This is a genomic window from Bradyrhizobium nitroreducens, from assembly GCF_002776695.1.
Taxonomy (GTDB): Bacteria; Pseudomonadota; Alphaproteobacteria; order Rhizobiales; family Xanthobacteraceae; genus Bradyrhizobium; species Bradyrhizobium nitroreducens.
On sequence record NZ_LFJC01000003.1, the window covers coordinates 7,655,324 to 7,670,571 of the forward strand.

General features: G+C 63.2%; 12 protein-coding genes. 9 read left to right on the forward strand and 3 right to left on the reverse strand.

The features are described from left to right. Positions 1 to 46 precede the first annotated feature (46 nt). From TSA1_RS36225 to TSA1_RS36245, 5 genes are all read left to right on the forward strand, one after another. Positions 47 to 1,162, forward strand: coding sequence for a helix-turn-helix transcriptional regulator (locus tag TSA1_RS36225; protein WP_100180498.1), 1,116 nt, complete (start codon positions 47 to 49; stop codon positions 1,160 to 1,162). Between the two features lie 108 nt (positions 1,163 to 1,270). Next, positions 1,271 to 2,389: a helix-turn-helix transcriptional regulator gene (locus TSA1_RS36230; protein WP_100180499.1), complete on the forward strand. Its 1,119-nt coding sequence runs from the start codon at positions 1,271 to 1,273 to the stop codon at positions 2,387 to 2,389. A gap of 250 nt (positions 2,390 to 2,639) precedes the next feature. Beyond that, complete coding sequence (locus tag TSA1_RS36235) at positions 2,640 to 2,876, forward strand: hypothetical protein (RefSeq protein ID WP_245448498.1); 237 nt, start codon at positions 2,640 to 2,642, stop codon at positions 2,874 to 2,876. After that, positions 2,830 to 3,048: a hypothetical protein gene (locus TSA1_RS36240; protein ID WP_245448612.1), complete on the forward strand. Its 219-nt coding sequence runs from the start codon at positions 2,830 to 2,832 to the stop codon at positions 3,046 to 3,048. Before TSA1_RS36235 ends, TSA1_RS36240 begins: the two co-directional genes overlap by 47 nt. Before the next feature lie 14 nt (positions 3,049 to 3,062). Continuing rightward, positions 3,063 to 3,791, forward strand: a complete 729-nt coding sequence (locus TSA1_RS36245) for a sulfite exporter TauE/SafE family protein (protein ID WP_100180501.1) — start codon at positions 3,063 to 3,065, stop codon at positions 3,789 to 3,791. A 53-nt stretch (positions 3,792 to 3,844) separates the two neighbouring features. Here TSA1_RS36245 and TSA1_RS36250 read toward each other — a convergent pair whose 3' ends face one another. Together TSA1_RS36250 and TSA1_RS36255 are read right to left on the reverse strand one after the other, a co-directional pair. Next, positions 3,845 to 7,033 (reverse strand): efflux RND transporter permease subunit, encoded by a 3,189-nt coding sequence (locus TSA1_RS36250; protein ID WP_100180502.1) that lies wholly within the window; start codon positions 7,031 to 7,033, stop codon positions 3,845 to 3,847. 159 nt (positions 7,034 to 7,192) lie between these two features. Further along, positions 7,193 to 8,437 (reverse strand): efflux RND transporter periplasmic adaptor subunit, encoded by a 1,245-nt coding sequence (locus tag TSA1_RS36255; protein WP_100180503.1) that lies wholly within the window; start codon positions 8,435 to 8,437, stop codon positions 7,193 to 7,195. A gap of 199 nt (positions 8,438 to 8,636) precedes the next feature. On the opposite strand from TSA1_RS36255, the gene TSA1_RS36260 reads away from it, so the two are divergent. The 4 genes from TSA1_RS36260 (at position 8,637) to TSA1_RS36275 (ending at position 13,361) form a co-directional block, all read left to right on the forward strand. Then, a complete protein-coding gene (locus TSA1_RS36260) occupies positions 8,637 to 9,239 on the forward strand; it encodes a TetR/AcrR family transcriptional regulator (RefSeq protein ID WP_100180504.1) in 603 nt (200 codons plus the stop codon). Positions 9,240 to 9,602: 363 nt separating this feature from the next. Further along, entirely contained in the window at positions 9,603 to 11,273 is a 1,671-nt protein-coding gene (locus tag TSA1_RS36265) for a hypothetical protein (protein WP_100180505.1), read from the forward strand. Between the two features lie 133 nt (positions 11,274 to 11,406). Beyond that, positions 11,407 to 12,831 (forward strand): coiled-coil domain-containing protein, encoded by a 1,425-nt coding sequence (locus tag TSA1_RS36270; protein ID WP_100180506.1) that lies wholly within the window; start codon positions 11,407 to 11,409, stop codon positions 12,829 to 12,831. Positions 12,832 to 12,926: 95 nt separating this feature from the next. Further along, on the forward strand, positions 12,927 to 13,361 hold the full coding sequence (locus tag TSA1_RS36275) for a hypothetical protein (protein WP_100180507.1): 435 nt from the start codon (positions 12,927 to 12,929) through the stop codon (positions 13,359 to 13,361). A gap of 86 nt (positions 13,362 to 13,447) precedes the next feature. Here TSA1_RS36275 and TSA1_RS36280 read toward each other — a convergent pair whose 3' ends face one another. Beyond that, complete coding sequence (locus tag TSA1_RS36280) at positions 13,448 to 14,929, reverse strand: amidase (protein WP_100180508.1); 1,482 nt, start codon at positions 14,927 to 14,929, stop codon at positions 13,448 to 13,450. Positions 14,930 to 15,248: the final 319 nt, after the last annotated feature.

Genomic DNA, 15,248 nt, shown 5'->3' on the forward strand with positions numbered 1-15,248 from the left:
CTGTGCTAGTCTGGCTCGCATTGATCATTCAGTGCCATTTCGAGTCATGCCTGGACCACAGAATCTGCCCGACCTCGTCGAGTCCATCTATGATGCCGGGATCGATCCGTGGCGCTGGAATGATGCTGTCGCCGGTATTCGCGATTTCGTCGGCGGCAAGGCTTGCGGCGTGTTCTCGAAGGATTCGATCAGCAAATCCGGCGTGACCCATTATTATTGCGGGGCGGACCCGCATTTCATCCAGCTCTATGCCGACACGCATTCGAAGTTCGATCCGCTCACGGTTCTGCCGCCACACGGAAAGGTTGTGACCGTTCCCGAACTCGTCGAATTCGAAGAATATCGCAAGGGGCGCTTCTACCAGGAATGGATGCAGCCGCAGGGCTGCAGCGATGCGGCCAACGTCGTGCTCGAGATGTCGAATCCAAGCTGCCCGGTGATGATGACCGTGCTGTCGGGCCGCCGCATGGTTGATCCCGGCATGAAGCATCGGCTCTCGCTCCTCGTCCCGCACGCCAGCCGCGCGCTGCTGATCAACCGCGCCATGACTGCTCAATTGACGCTGGAGACCGCACTGGCCGATGTGCTCGACAATTTGACGGCCGGAATCTTCCTGCTCGATGCCTTTTGCCGGTTGGTCCATGCGAATTCGGCCGGTCGTGTCCTGCTCGCGGCGGATGACGTGGTCCGGACCGTCGCCGGTCAGTTCGTGACCAGCAGCGCAGACGCCAATCGGACGTTACGCGACGCGTTTGCCGGCCGCGACGGTGCGCCGCCCGGTGCAAGCAGCGATGCCATGCCGCTGCTGGCGCGTACGGGGGAGCGCTACGTCGCGCATATGCTGCCGCTATCGTCCGTGCTGCGCAACGCCGGCGAGCGCGTCGTCGATGCCGCCGGCGCGCTGCTTGTGCGCAAGGTATCGCTCGGCGGACAATCATATGGCGAATTGATCGCGCGGACCTTCGAGCTGACGCCGGCGGAGCTCCGCGTGCTGCTGTCGATCGTCGAGGTCGGCGGCATTCCGGAGACGGCAGCCGCGCTGGGCGTCGCGGAAACTACGGCGAAGACGCATCTGCATCGCGTCTTCGCCAAGACCGGCGTTTCCCGCCAGGTCGATCTCGTCAAGCTCGCGGCGGGATTTGCCAATCCGTTCGTCAATTGATCGGTCAATCGGTGCTGGATTTGAACCTTTTGTCGCCGTGACAGACTCATTTTAGCCGCCGGGCGAAGAACATTTCCGCAGCTTGCGCGTCTGACCATGGCTCTTCGGATGTCCCGAGTTCCCAAGCATTCCGAGCTGATCGAGAATATTTACGATGCAGGGCTCCACCCTGAGTTGTGGAGCGGCGTCGTCGTGATGCTCAATGCGTTCATCGGCAGCCAGGCCTGCGGCCTGATTTCGAAGGACACGGTCAGCAAGTCCGGGGCCACCCATTATTATTGCGGCGTTGATCCGCATTACATCCAGCTCTATTCGGAAACCTACTCCCAATACGATCCGCTCGCCCGGCTTCCGCGGTACGGCGAGGTGCGCAACATTCCGGACCTCGTGAATTTCGACGAGTACCGCCGCGGCCGCTTCTACCAGGAATGGCTCCGTCCCCAGGGCTGCGTCGACGTTGCCAACGTCGTGCTGGAGCAGTCGAAGTCGCCGTGCCCGATGTTGATGACCGTCATCCCGGGCAGGGAGATGCTCGACGCCGGGCAACGTGCGCGGATGCAGTCGCTCGTTCCGCATGCGAGCCGGGCGCTGCTGATCAACCGCGCGATCGAGCGGAAGCAGCAGCGCGCGACCGCGCTGGCCGACGTCGTGGATCGGCTGAATGCCGGCGTCATCCTGCTCGATTCGGCCTGCCGCGTCGTTCACAGCAATCCGGCCGCGGAGACGATCCTCGCGGCCGACGACGTGCTGCGTTCTATCGCGGGCCGGCTCGTGACGAGATCCTCGGAGGCGAATCTCGCCTTGCGCAACATCTTCCGTGATCCGGCAGAGGTAGCCGTGGCGGCGGCGATGGGGCGGAAGATTCCGCTGACGGCGCATGACGGATCGCACTACGTCGCCCACGTGATTGCATTGCCGTCGCTGCTGCGCGACGGCGCGACGGAGCGCACATCGGCGGTCGGGGCCTTGCTCGTCTGGAAGGCGGAACTCGACAGTCGCTCATGCGCCGGCCTGATCGACCGCGCTTTCGAGCTGACGCCGGCGGAATTGCGAGTCCTGCAGTCGATCGTCGAAGTCGGCGGCGTGCCGGAGACCGCGGCGGCATTGGGGATCGCGGAGACGACGGTGAAGACGCATCTGCATCGCGTCTTCGCCAAGACCGGCGTTTCCCGTCAGGCCGATCTGGTCAAGCTCGCCGCGGGATTTTCCAATCCGCTGCTGCATTGATGCGCATCGAGGGCGAGCCGCATCGCCGCAGCGCGCGATAGGTTCAAGCCGAACACATCATGATGAAGTGACCGCGCGTCATTCGATCGAATGACGCGTTTTTTTGCGTTCTGATCTAGTGACCAGTCACACGATTTCTTGTTCGACCGATCAGTTCCTCTGTGAAGCAACTCACAGCGGGTTGGAGTGAAGCCCACCAATCTCTCGCACGGGTTGAGAGGAGGTCGTCATGCGAAGGACGTCATTTGCCATGGTCGACAAGTTCCGCGACATCGTCGCTCGCGTCGGCGCCGTGCTTCACGAGCAGCGCAGAATCGAGGCGCAGCGCGCATTGCGGCGCTATCACCATTTGCTGGCCCGGCCGGACGAAACATTGCCTTTGAACGAGATCGTCTCGGTCAGCAGGGAAGAGGATATTTCGAGAAATGCCCACGGATCTGATGTGCGTGAAACAGCCGCCGGCCACCCGGCCTTCGAACGCGCGTAATTTCAACATCGTTGCAATCGCGCTGACCGCGGCGCTCGTCGCTCTTCAACTGGCCGGCCTGGCAATTTTGGAACGATCCCACGCCCACGCGATGTACGCATCGTTCCCGCACGAGGCAGCGGTCTGCCCCGAGGGCCTTGCCGCCGACGTTCCGCAGATTCCCTACGATTGACCGGAGGACGGTCCGTGCCTGATGTCGCGACTCTGATTCTGCTTAGCGTTGCCGTGTTTGCCGGCGCCTTCGTCTCGGGGCTTTCGGGCTTCGCGTTTTCGGCCGTCGCAGGCGCGATCCTGCTGCGCGTGTTCCAGCCGCTCGAAGCCGTGCCGCTGATGATGGCCTGCAGCATCGGCGTGCAGGCGACCAATCTGTGGGCGCTCCGGCGCAACATCCGCTGGGAAGGCAGCCTGATGCTGATCGTCGGCGGATTGATCGGCGTCCCCATCGCGATCTCGCTGCTGCAGTCGACGGACACGCATCTGCTGCGGCGCGGCTTCGGCATCGTCGTCGCGCTGTATGCCGCCTACATGCTGCTGCGGCCGACCCTGGTGACCGCCGGCGAAGCCGTCGGCCGTCATTGGGTCGCGCTGATCGGGTTCGGAGGAGGGCTCGTCGGCGGCTTGACGGCGATGCCGGGCGCCGTTCCGACCATCTGGTGCGACATGCGCGGCATGCCCAAGAGCGAGCAGCGCGGCCTGGTGCAGCCCTTCATCGCGGTGATGCAGCTCTTCGCGATCGTGCTGCTGGTCGGGCATCAGGATCTGTCGTCAAAGGTGTTCGTCGACCTCGCAGTCAGCCTGCCGGCGCTGTTCGCCGGCTCCGCGCTGGGCGTGATCGCCTTTCACCGCGTCAACGAGACGGTCTTTCGCAAGACCGTGCTCGTTCTGTTGCTGGTATCGGGGATTTCCCTGATCTAGAGCATGATCCGGAAAAGCGTGAAGCGGTTTTCCGACAAGATCATGCTCCAACTCTAGTGCCCGGCACTGCGGACCGGCGCCGCGCTGATGTCGCTGCCGTGATGCACCAGCGGCTTGTTGCCGGTGATGGTTCGCAGCAGCACGTAGAACACCGGCGTCAGGAACAGGCCGAACACGGTGACGCCGATCATGCCTGAGAACACGGCGACGCCCATGGCGCGCCGCATCTCCGAGCCGGCTCCGGTCGAAAGCACCAGCGGCAGCACGCCCATGATGAACGCCATCGAGGTCATCAAAATCGGGCGTAGCCGCAGGCGGCTCGCCTCGATCGCGGCCCGGATCGGCGTGCGCCCGGCGAATTCGAGCTCGCGCGCGAACTCGACGATCAGGATCGCGTTCTTTGCCGAGAGTCCGACGAGAACGATCAGGCCGATCTGGGTGAAGACGTTGTTGTCGCCCTTGGATATCCAGACGCCGAACATCGCAGCCAAGAGGCCCATCGGCACGATCATGATGATCGAGAGCGGCAAGGTCAGGCTCTCATAGAGCGCCGCCAGCACCAGGAACACCAGCAGGATCGCCAGCGGGAACACCCAGATGCCGGAATTGCCGGCGATGAACTCCTGATAGGTCAGGTCGGTCCATTCGAAGGCAAAGCCGGGCGGCAGCACTTCGGCCGCGATTCGCGTCGCGGCCTCCTGCGCCTGGCCCGACGAGAAGCCGGGCGCCGCCGCCGCGTTGATGTCGGACGACAGGAATCCGTTGTAGCGGATCGCGCGCTCCGGGCCTGCGCTCTGGCGGATCTTGAGCAGCGCCGACAACGGCACCATGTCGCCCGAGGACGAGCGCACCTTCAATTGCCTGATGTCGTCGGCACGGGCGCGGAACGGCGCATCGGCCTGGACCCGGACCGAATAGGTGCGGCCGAACTTGTTGAAGTCGTTGACGTAGTAGGAGCCGAGGTAGATCTGGAGCGTGTTGAACACCTCCGTCACGGGCACGCCGAGCTGCAGCGCCTTGGTGCGGTCGATGTCGGCGAACAGCTGGGGCACGTTGACCTGGAAGCTCGAGAACACGCCGGCGATCTCCGGCGCCTTCTGCATCGCCGCCATGAACGCGTTCGTCGCCTCGTTCAGCGCGTCATAGCCGAGACCGGCGCGGTCCTCGATCTGCAGCTTGAAGCCGCCGATGGTGCCGAGGCCGTTGACCGGCGGCGGCGGGAACATGGCGATGAAGGCTTCCTGGATGCCGGCATACTTCTTGTTCAGCTCGGCCGCGATGGCGTTCCCGCTCAACTCCGCGCCCTTGCGCTCGTCGAACGGCTTCAGCGTCGAGAACACGATGCCGGCATTGGACGAGTTGGTGAAGCCGGAGATCGACAGGCCCGGGAAGGCCACCGAGCTCTCGACACCGGGCTGGGTCAGCGCGATGTCGCTCATCTTGCGGATCACCTCTTCGGTGCGGTCGAGCGTTGCGCCATCGGGCAGCCGCGAGAAGCCGACCAGGTACTGCTTGTCCTGGCCCGGTACGAATCCACCTGGCACCTGCTGGAACAGCAGGGCGGTGAGCCCGACCAGCACCACGTACAGCCCCATCACGGCAGCCTTGCCGGAGATCACCTTGGTGACGGTGCCGCTGTAGTTCTCCGAGGAGCGGGTGAAGGCCCTGTTGAAGCCGCGGAAGAACCAGCCGAGGCCCTTCTCCATGATCAGGGTCAGCCGGTCCTTCGGCTCGTCGTGTCCCTTGAGCAGCAGCGCCGACAGCGCCGGCGACAGCGTCAGCGAGTTGACCGCGGAGATCACGGTCGAGATCGCGATCGTCAATGCGAACTGCTTGTAGAACTGCCCGGTGAGGCCGGAGATGAAGGCGAGCGGCACGAACACCGCGATCAGCACCATGGCGATCGCGATGATCGGCCCCGACACCTCGCGCATCGCCTGATAGGTGGCATCGCGCGGCGACAGCCCGGCCTCGATGTTGCGCTCGACGTTCTCGACCACGACGATGGCATCGTCGACGACGATGCCGATCGCGAGCACGAGGCCGAACAGGCTGAGCGCGTTGATGGAGAAGCCGAACGCGTGCATCACCGCGAACGTGCCGACGATCGACACCGGCACCGCGAGCAGGGGGATGATCGAGGCGCGCCAGGTCTGCAGGAACAGGATCACGACCAGCACCACCAGCGCGATCGCCTCCAGCAGCGTATGGATCACAGCCTCGATCGACGAGCGCACGAACTGGGTGGGGTCGTAGACGATCTGGTAGGACACGCCCTCAGGCATGTTCTTCTTGATCTCGGCCATGGTGGCGCGGACGTTGTCGGAGATCTGCAGCGCGTTGGAGCCGGGCGCCTGGAAGATCGGGATCGCCACCGCCTGCTTGTTGTCGAGCAGCGAGCGCAGGCCGTATTCGGAGGCGCCGAGCTCGATGCGCGCGAGATCGCGCAGGCGCACGACTTCGCCGCGCGTGCCGGTCTTGACCACGATATCGCCGAACTGATCCTCGTTCGCGAGCCGGCCTTCGGCGTTGACCGAGAGCTGGAGATCGATGCCCTTGACGTTGGGGGAGGAGCCGACCACGCCGGCGGCGGCCTCGACGTTCTGCGCCTGGATCGCCCTGACGATATCGCTCGCGGTCAGGCCGTGCTCGGCGGTCTTCTGCGGATCGACCCAGACCCGCATTGAATAGTCGCCGGCGCCGTAGAGCTGGACGTCACCGACGCCGTCGATCCGCGCCAGGCGGTCCTTGACGTTGAGCACCGCGTAATTGCGCAAATACGTCATGTCGTAGCGGCCGTTCGGCGACAGCAGATGCACGACCATGGTGAGGTCCGGCGAGGACTTCTTGGTGATGATGCCGAGCTGGCGCACCACGGCCGGCAGCCGCGGCTCGGCCTGCTGCACGCGGTTCTGCACCAGCTGCGTCGCCTTGTCAGGGTCGGTGCCGAGGCGGAACGTCACCGTCAGCGTCATCGCGCCGTCGGTGGTCGCCTGGCTCGACATGTAGAGCATGTTCTCGACGCCGTTGATCTGCTCCTCGATCGGCGTCGCCACCGTCTCCGCGATCACCTTGGGGTTCGCGCCGGGATAGGTCGCACGCACCACGACGGAGGGCGGCACCACGTCCGGGTATTCCGAGATCGGCATCGCAAACAGCGAGATCAGCCCGGCGAGGAAGATCAGGACGGAGAGGACGCCGGCGAAGATCGGACGGTCGATGAAGAATTTTGAGAGATTCATAGTCTTGCCCCTGGGCAATATTCTGTGGTTCTCCGACAGCCCCACCGGTCATTCCGGGGCGCGCGCATCGCGCGGAGCCCGGAATCCAGAGGTGAGATGCTCGGAGTTCAGCAATTTCGAGATTCCGGGTTCGCGACTTCGTCGCGCCCCGGAATGACGCTAGCGTTGCACCACGTCCTGATCGCTGTGGTTGGAAGCCTGCTGCGGTCCTCGCGCGCCCATCGCCGCCACCTCGGTCTTGAGCAGGGCGCCCGGTCGCACGCGTTGCAGACCGTTCACGACGATGCGGTCGCCGGGCTTCAGACCCGCAGTGACGATGCGCAACCCGTCCACGGCGCCGCCGAGCGTGACCGGCCGATAGACGGCGCGGCTGTCATCGCCCACCGCCATCACGAACTTCTTGTCCTGGTCGGTGCCGATCGCGCGCTCGTCGATCATCACGAGGGTCTGCTGCTTCGGCTGGCCCATGCGCACGCGGGCGAACTGGCCCGGGATCAGGCGCCCGTCCTCGTTCCGGAACACCGCGCGGACGCGGATGGTGCCGCTCTGGCCGTTGACCTGGTTGTCGATCAGCTGGATGTGGCCTTTTGCCGAGAGGCTGCCGGAGGTCGTCATCTCCACCGGGATCTGGTCGAGATTGCCGCGCTGGCCGGAGGCGTCCGCGATCGCGTTCAGCGCATGCAGCACGACTTCTTCGTCCGCATCGAAGGAGGCGTAGATCGGATTGACCGAGACCAGCGAGGTCAGCACCGGGGAGGCGGTGCCGGCGGCGACGAGATTGCCGACGGTCACCTCGATCTTGCCGACGCGGCCGTCCACGGGGGCTCGCACCTCGGTATAGTCGAGATTGAGCTGGGCGGTCTGGAGCGTCGCTTCGGCGGCCTTCACGTTGGCGATCGCTTCGCGATTGGCATTCTCGCGCTGATCGAAATCGCGACGGGTCACGACGGCATTGCCGACGAGCTGCGCGCCGCGCTCGACTTCGCTTTGGGTGAAGACGACGCGCGCTTTCGCCGCCTCGAGCTGGGCCTTGGCCTTGTCGACCTCCGCCGCGTAAGGCGCCGGGTCGATCTTGAACAGGACGTCGCCGGCCTTTACCAGAGCGCCTTCGGTGAACTTGGTCGCCAGGATCGCACCGGCGACGCGCGGCCGGAGCTCAACGCGATGGATGGCCTCGAGCCGGCCGGAGAAATCGTCCCACAGCGCGGTCTGCTTCGGTTCGATCAGCGCGACGGTGACGGGGACGGCCTGTTCAGCCGCGGCGGCCGTCGCCGTCGCCTGGGCGGCGTGGAAGTAGCGGCCGGTCGCGACCGAGCCGGCGGCGGCAAGGGCGCCGACAATGGCGACACCGCCGAGAAGGCGGCGGAAACGGCCGGCAGCAGATGTTTCTTGGGAGGGGGGCATTTGCGCGCTCCATATATGTAGTGTTCACTACAGATGTGGAGCTGGATACCGCAGCGCAAGATACTTATGTACCAATCGCTAAGAAAAATGTACGTCGATACCGCGACAATTGGAAGACACAAGAAAAAGAAAGTTAGAACAAATAGATAGGGGGCGGCGTTAGGTTGATGATGCTCGCCGATTCCGAGGAGACAGGCACATGCGCATGGGACGCCCCCGCGAGTTCGACGCCGAAACGGCGTTGGACAAGGCGATGGAAGTGTTTTGGCGCCATGGCTATGAGGGCGCCACCATTGCGCAGCTGACCGACGCCATGGGCATCAATCCTCCCAGCCTCTATGCCTGCTTCGGCAACAAGGAAGGCCTGCTGAAGGCCGCGCTCGACCGCTACACCAAATTGCGCGGCGCCTGGATGGACGAGGTGGTCGCGGCCCGCACCGCGCGCGACGTGGCCGAGCGGATGCTGATGGGTATCGCCGACAAGCAGACCGATCCCGCCAATCCGCCCGGCTGCCTGCTGGTGCAGGGCGGCATCGCCTGCGGCACCGGTTCGGAGAACGTCCCCTTCGAGCTCGCCGCCCGCCGCGCCCAGAACGAAGACCAGCTTCGCGACCGTTTTGTTCGCGCCAAGGCGGAAGGTGATCTGAAGCCGACGTCAGATCCCGCCGCACTCGCGCGCTATGTCTCGGCGGTGTCGGTCGGCATGGGCGTGATGGCATCCTCCGGCGCGGACCGCGAAGCGCTGCGGCAGGTGGCTGATGTCGCCGTGCAGGCGGTCGAGGCGCAGTCGGCGCGGGAGTAGGGCGACCGGCTGCTGTTCCCAGACGGCAATGAGATCATGGCCTTGCGCCCATGCCGGAGTTCCGGTGCGTCCCTGGGTCGACCCGCGACGCGAGGGAAGCGGAGTAGCATTTGCAGTTGACGAACCGTCCGCACGCCCACGGCGATCGCCTGGGCTTCCGCTCATGACCCGAACATTGAGGAGAGATGAGGGGGCCATACGACGAGCCCGCTCGATCTTCATGCTGATGATTTGAAGCGAATTTAGTTTTGATTGTGCAATCTATATCACACAATCTGCGTTTGTGGATCGCTAAGGTGGCGAAATTGGCACCAAGCAGCTTTTCGCAATTTTCCTATTCATCAAACCAGCAGCGGGTCGATCATGCCTTCAGTCGTGGCGACGACGAGCAAGGCGGCTGTCACTTTGGACGCCGCCAGCGCGACGATGACAATTACCACCCCGGATCAGACTTCCGAAACATACCAGATCGACAAATTTCCCGACGCAGGCTCGACGCTGGTCTCGGCGGCAAAGCAGGAGATCCTCACCGATCTCGACCTTCATGAAATGATCGCCAATCTGTCGCGCGTTTCGGAGCTTCTTTATCTGGCTTACTGCGGCGTCGCGGGAACCCACGTGCAGGCGACGATCTCCGATCGCCGCAAGGTCTTTCTTGATCTTTGTGCCGACTGTGTCACTGCGATGACGAGTTTCGAAACTGCGGGGCGTCGCATCGGCAACGACGTCGCCGAAGCATTTCATTGGCTGGTCAAGGGGCAGGAAAAGCGTGCGATGGACCGGCTCACCAGATCGGGCAAGGAAGCCGCGGCCATGGCGCAAACGGCGCAGGGCCTGGCCGACCGGAGCGCAGCGCTCGGGACCGACGTGCAAAAGGATCAGCACGACACCCTCGAACTCACTGCGTTGGAGCAAGACGCTCTGGCCAAGATTCGCGCAGAGCGCGCGCAGATGGCGGCTGAACAGTCCAAGCAAACGTCGATGAACGAACAACTGGCCGGCAGCATCGCCACGCTCAATGCGCTGTATGAAGACGCCAAATCGCGCGAAGAGAAGGAAGAGGAGCGCGCCTTCATCACGGGCATTGTCAGCAGCGTGACCTCGGGCCTCGGATCGGCGTTCGGCGCTTACACGGCGGCCAAGAACCCGCTCGGAACGGTGGCCGCAAACTTGTCGCGCCAGCCGAACCGGGAAGATCCCGGCCAATCCAGCTCGGGTCAGGAGACCACGGAGCAAACGTCCGGCGAAACATCTGCATCCACCGGGCAGGCCAGTGGTGGTGGCCTCGACACCGGAGCCGCCAACGATACCGCCGCAGACAAAGGCACAGGCGCCAAGAAGAGCGACGGGTCGACGGCCGCCGGCGTTGCCGCAGGTCTCGACGATGCGGGAAAAACCACCAGGCAAATGTCCGAGGATGCCGCAAAGGCGGGCGAGTCGGTTCGCCAGGAGAAGATGAGACTGCTCGACCAGAAATTGGCGCAGGAGGCGTCCAAGCGTGAAATCGTTTCCCACCTTGCGGAGTTGAGCTCGAAACTCGCCTCTTCAGACACTGAGCAGAAGATCCATGAATCAGCTCAGGTGGCGTTGCAAATCGCAGTTTGGGCCTTTGCCAATATCACCACGACCCTGGTCGTGACCAGGCAGTTCTGGGAAAACGTGAAGAAGGCGTGCGATCGTCTGGCCGATTCCGACATCAACACCAAGATCAGCGACGAGTTGGCAAGCGGAGACGATCCAAAGGCGAGGATCGAATACTACCTGAGCGACATGTTCATGCCGTCTGCGATCGCTTATCTCGCGCGTTGGGCGGCGCTGACCGACCTCGGTCGCGAATATAAGGAGGGGTCGATCAAAGCTCGCGACGCCTCCATCGCGAACATCAATCTGTCGCCGAGCATCAGCGAAGCGCGTGCACTGCTCGAGCCGCTGAAGGCCAAGGTCCAGTTGGAATTGGCCAACGACAAGCTCGCCTCCACGGCTCGATCGGACAAAGTGAAAGCCGAATTGGCTCTCCTTGGCTCGACGATTTGATCGGCACGTCGACCTCTTATCCAAATCGCAACCTGCGAGCCGGGCTGCGGATCATCGACCGAAGGCTTTTCCGGCAATCGATCGTCTCTCCTCTCGTCGAGGTCGGAGGCCATCCAGAGGAGGGACGTCAATCATGGGCGATACGGATGTCTATGCCAAACGCGCAAAGAACGTGGTCGACGGCTTGGCCCGCGCGGTCGCACTTTCGCACGCCGGACAGGACGACCAGGCACTCGCCTTGCTGGCGACCCTGAGGCCCGACGTCGCCAGTCTGAGCGAGGCGGCAAAGGGCCTGCACGAAGTCGTCAAGACCGAAGAGGATCTGGCGCAGGCCCGGCTTCACGCGGTCACCGAAGCGATCGCCTCGACCATTGATGCGGAGGCTGTCGCGAGGTCCCAGATCGATAGCACGCAGGCTGCCCTTGCCGGTGACGTAGCCAAGCTCGAGCAGGCTCAGGTCGACATGGCAAACTACCAGAAGAAAATGACCGAACTGATGTCCCGGATCAGGGAGCTTCAAGACGAGTTGGAAGACAACCAGGACAAGATGAGCAAGTGGTTTTGGGTGCCAGGCTACAACGTCTATTTGGCGGTGCAGAACATCAAGGATCTCATCGAGGGAAAGCAGGGCGAGCTGAATGGCGTCATTCAGAACTTGAGGGACGAGCAATCGAAGCTGCCTGGGCTGCAACGCGATATGGCAAAGTTGGCGGCGGACACCGCGGCACTTCAGGCCAGGCTCAGGGAGCTCGTGGGGGCCGAAAGTGAACTAAAGCAGCACCAGGTCTGGCTCGAAGAAGCCCAGAAAGGCGACTCCGCGCTGGTGGCGACATCAGCCAAAGTGTCTGCATTCTACGACGAGTTGGCCGTTGCGCTCGACGACACGGCGAGCGACCTCGATAGCACGTATCAGATCGCCGCACGGCTTTCGACGGCCGTCGAGGTGCTTGATGACGACGGAAACCTTCGCTCCGGAACGCTGCAGGATGCCGTCCTCTATCTGGCTCGGCATGCCGACGCTGCATCGCGTCGGATTTACGTGTTTCAAAACGTCGACGACGGCGCGCCGCAATACGTCAGCGATGTCGTCATCGGAACCGAGCCGGCGGGCGGATATGACCACGCCGTCTTCGTGATCCCCTTCAAGGTGACCACTCCTTACCATCTTCGTGGTGTGATCATTCCGATGAAGGGGCAGGATATGGTGGTGCAGCTTGCCACCGGACCGAACGTGCCGGAGCCCTCTCAAGTCGTGCGGATTCCGGAGCCGAAAGTTGTCGTCTCGAAGTCCCTTCCCGGGACGACGCCATTCGCATCCCACGATATTCCCCTCCCGGGCGCGTATGTCTTGGTGCCCGGCGAGCAATACTTCGTCATCCTGACGTCGACGAACCTCGATCGGTTTGCCGGAACCTGGACCAATGATGCACGCGCACAGGCGCCGCGCGGCCAGCGTTTTCGCGGCGAGTGGATGATCTGGCCACGCGACGGCCGTGGCGGACCTTCGTTGCGGGTCTACGGGATGACCACGGTCGGAAGCCTGCAGCAGTTCGTCTAGCTGCATCGAGGGCGACTGAAGCGAAGCGCCATTGGTTCGATGATTTTTCTGAAGAGCCGAGAAGCAGTTCCGGCTAAATAACGGGAGGACGATCGATGAGCATAAATGTGCTTGGTCTCGCCAAAGGAGAGTCCCACAAATACGAGCTTGGCATGGATGGCAGTGCGAACATCACCGGCTCGATCATGTGTATCATGGACGAGAGATTCAAGGAGGGTACAAGCGCCACCGACGCTTGGCAGAAGATTCTCGACGCCGGCGGCAAGAACGACGGAATAACCTATATCATCAACGTTATTAAGTCGGGCAAGCAGTGGGCGTATGTGGGGAAAACGTTGGGTACATTCAAGAGTCGCTACACCAATGGGCCGACGGGAGGACTACTGCAGGTCTTCAAGTTCTACGACCCCAAGGATATTCTCGACTGCACTCTCTACAATGTGAGCCATCCTGCGCTGATGGAAGGGTGGTGTTATCAGGTACTGGCGGCCAAGAAGTATAACGTAACTAACGTCCAGGATCCGTGCTAGCGCTCGCATTTCTCGCGCTTGATACCGTTCTGAGAAGCACGGCGGCACGTTTATCCCGGCAGCTTTCAGCGTCGCCGTCCTTTTTCTCACAGCGACGGCGGCGGGACGAAGCCGCCGAACTCGCGTTCGATCAACCCGGCCAGCGTCATAGTCGTGCGATCCTCCAGATAGGGGCCGATGATCTGGACGCCGATCGGCAGGCCTGTGGGTGTGCGCTCGATCGGAACGGCGGTCGCCGGCAGTCCGCAGGTCGAGGCGGGGTCGGCCCAGATGAAGCACGCATCGGAGTAATTGTAGAGCTTGCCGTCGATGTCGAGCTGCCGCGCCTCGAACGGCTCGGAATGGTCGTGCGGAAAGGCCGGCACGGTGGCGACGGGATAGATCACCGCGTCGAACTCGCGGAAGAACTGCTGCCAGCGTTGCTGCAGCTGCAGCCGGGCCGCGTCGGCTGCGAGCCATTCACGATGGAGCATGCCCCAGCCGCGGGCGCGTTCGGCCTGCAGGCTGCGGTCGTCGGGTGAGAGTGCCGCGGCAAGGCCTTGCGCTTCGGCGAGCGCGGCGGGTGTCAGGCGCGGGCTTCGCGCGCCGTTGAGCAGCCTCATGTAGAGCCGCGCGGAGTCCGCAAGATCAGGCAGCGAGGCGCTGGCACGCGCGACATGAGCGCCCGATCTGCCAAGCCGATCGGCCAATCGTCCGATGGCAGAACGCACGGCGTCACCTGTCGGCATCAGCGGATGCGTATCGATCACGAGGATCCTGAAATCCCTGAGATCGGCATGGCGAGGGGCGGGCAGTGCGAGCCGATAGCCGACCCCGTCGCGCAGCTCGTCGGGGCCGGCGATGACGTCGAGCGACAGGGCAAGATCCGAGGCCGTGCGCGCCATCGGCCCAAGGACGGCGAGATCGCCCTGGCCGGGAACAGGCGGCGTCGGCGGCAGGCTGTATCCCCGCAGGGGCACCAGGCCGAGGCTCGGCTTGTGTCCGAACACGCCGCAGAAATGCGCGGGTACCCGGATCGAGCCGCCGATATCCGAGCCGATCGAGAGCGGGCCGAAACCTGCGGCCAGTGCCGCCCCCGATCCGCCCGAGGAGCCGCCGGGCGAGCGGCCGAGATCCCACGGGTTGTTCGTCGCTCCGTAAATCTCGTTGTAGCTCTGGAAATCCCTGAGGCCGATCGGGATATTGGTCTTGCCGATGATGATGGCGCCCGCCGCTTTCAGCCGCGAGACGACGAGCGCGTCTTCCGTTGGCCGAAAATCCCTGAAATGTGGAAAGCCCCAGGTCGTCGGCAGGCCGGCGACGTTGAACGGCTCTTTCATGGTGACGGGGATGCCAAGCAACGGCAGCCGCTCGCCGCGGCCGAGCGCAGCATCGGCGGCTCGCGCGGCGTCTCTGGCGCGATCGAAATCGCGAACGATGATGGCGTTGATCTTGCCATCCAGCGCCTCGATGCGTGCGATGGTGCGTTCGAGCAACTCCGACGCCGACATCTTGCGCGCGTGCAGGGCGCCGAGAAGGGCGCTGATCGAGCCGTAGTCCAAGTCAGCAGCGTCCGCAGGTCTTTGCATGGGACCTCCATCTCGCGATCCGAAACAGTCGTGCCTTCCGATCGGTTAATGGATCCGGACGAAGGCAACTCGATATGGCGATCGTGCAATCGTGCCGCTGTTTTGCCCGACGTGTCAAACGCGGCATCAGGCTCGGCCGCACGCAGGGAAATTCTTCAATGATTTGTACTTTGCATGGGGTTGTTTTCGCATTTTTTGTTTGAGGGGTGGCAGCCTGAGCATCAGCGGCCGGAAACGGATCGATACGCTCGCCTCTAAGAGTTTCTACACACAGTTCTGGCACGTTCCGCGCGTCAATATCCGCAACCTGCATCGGCGC

Bases quoted from the DNA above. Each gene is read 5' to 3' on its own strand.
- TSA1_RS36225 (WP_100180498.1), top strand. From the start codon at position 47: ATGCCTGGACCACAGAATCTGCCCGACCTCGTCGAGTCCATCTATGAT.
- TSA1_RS36230 (WP_100180499.1), top strand. From the start codon at position 1,271: ATGTCCCGAGTTCCCAAGCATTCCGAGCTGATCGAGAATATTTACGAT.
- TSA1_RS36235 (WP_245448498.1), top strand. From the start codon at position 2,640: ATGGTCGACAAGTTCCGCGACATCGTCGCTCGCGTCGGCGCCGTGCTT.
- TSA1_RS36240 (WP_245448612.1), top strand. From the start codon at position 2,830: ATGTGCGTGAAACAGCCGCCGGCCACCCGGCCTTCGAACGCGCGTAAT.
- TSA1_RS36250 (WP_100180502.1), bottom strand. From the start codon at position 7,033: ATGAATCTCTCAAAATTCTTCATCGACCGTCCGATCTTCGCCGGCGTC.
- TSA1_RS36255 (WP_100180503.1), bottom strand. From the start codon at position 8,437: ATGCCCCCCTCCCAAGAAACATCTGCTGCCGGCCGTTTCCGCCGCCTT.
- TSA1_RS36260 (WP_100180504.1), top strand. From the start codon at position 8,637: ATGCGCATGGGACGCCCCCGCGAGTTCGACGCCGAAACGGCGTTGGAC.
- TSA1_RS36265 (WP_100180505.1), top strand. From the start codon at position 9,603: ATGCCTTCAGTCGTGGCGACGACGAGCAAGGCGGCTGTCACTTTGGAC.
- TSA1_RS36270 (WP_100180506.1), top strand. From the start codon at position 11,407: ATGGGCGATACGGATGTCTATGCCAAACGCGCAAAGAACGTGGTCGAC.
- TSA1_RS36275 (WP_100180507.1), top strand. From the start codon at position 12,927: ATGAGCATAAATGTGCTTGGTCTCGCCAAAGGAGAGTCCCACAAATAC.
- TSA1_RS36280 (WP_100180508.1), bottom strand. From the start codon at position 14,929: ATGCAAAGACCTGCGGACGCTGCTGACTTGGACTACGGCTCGATCAGC.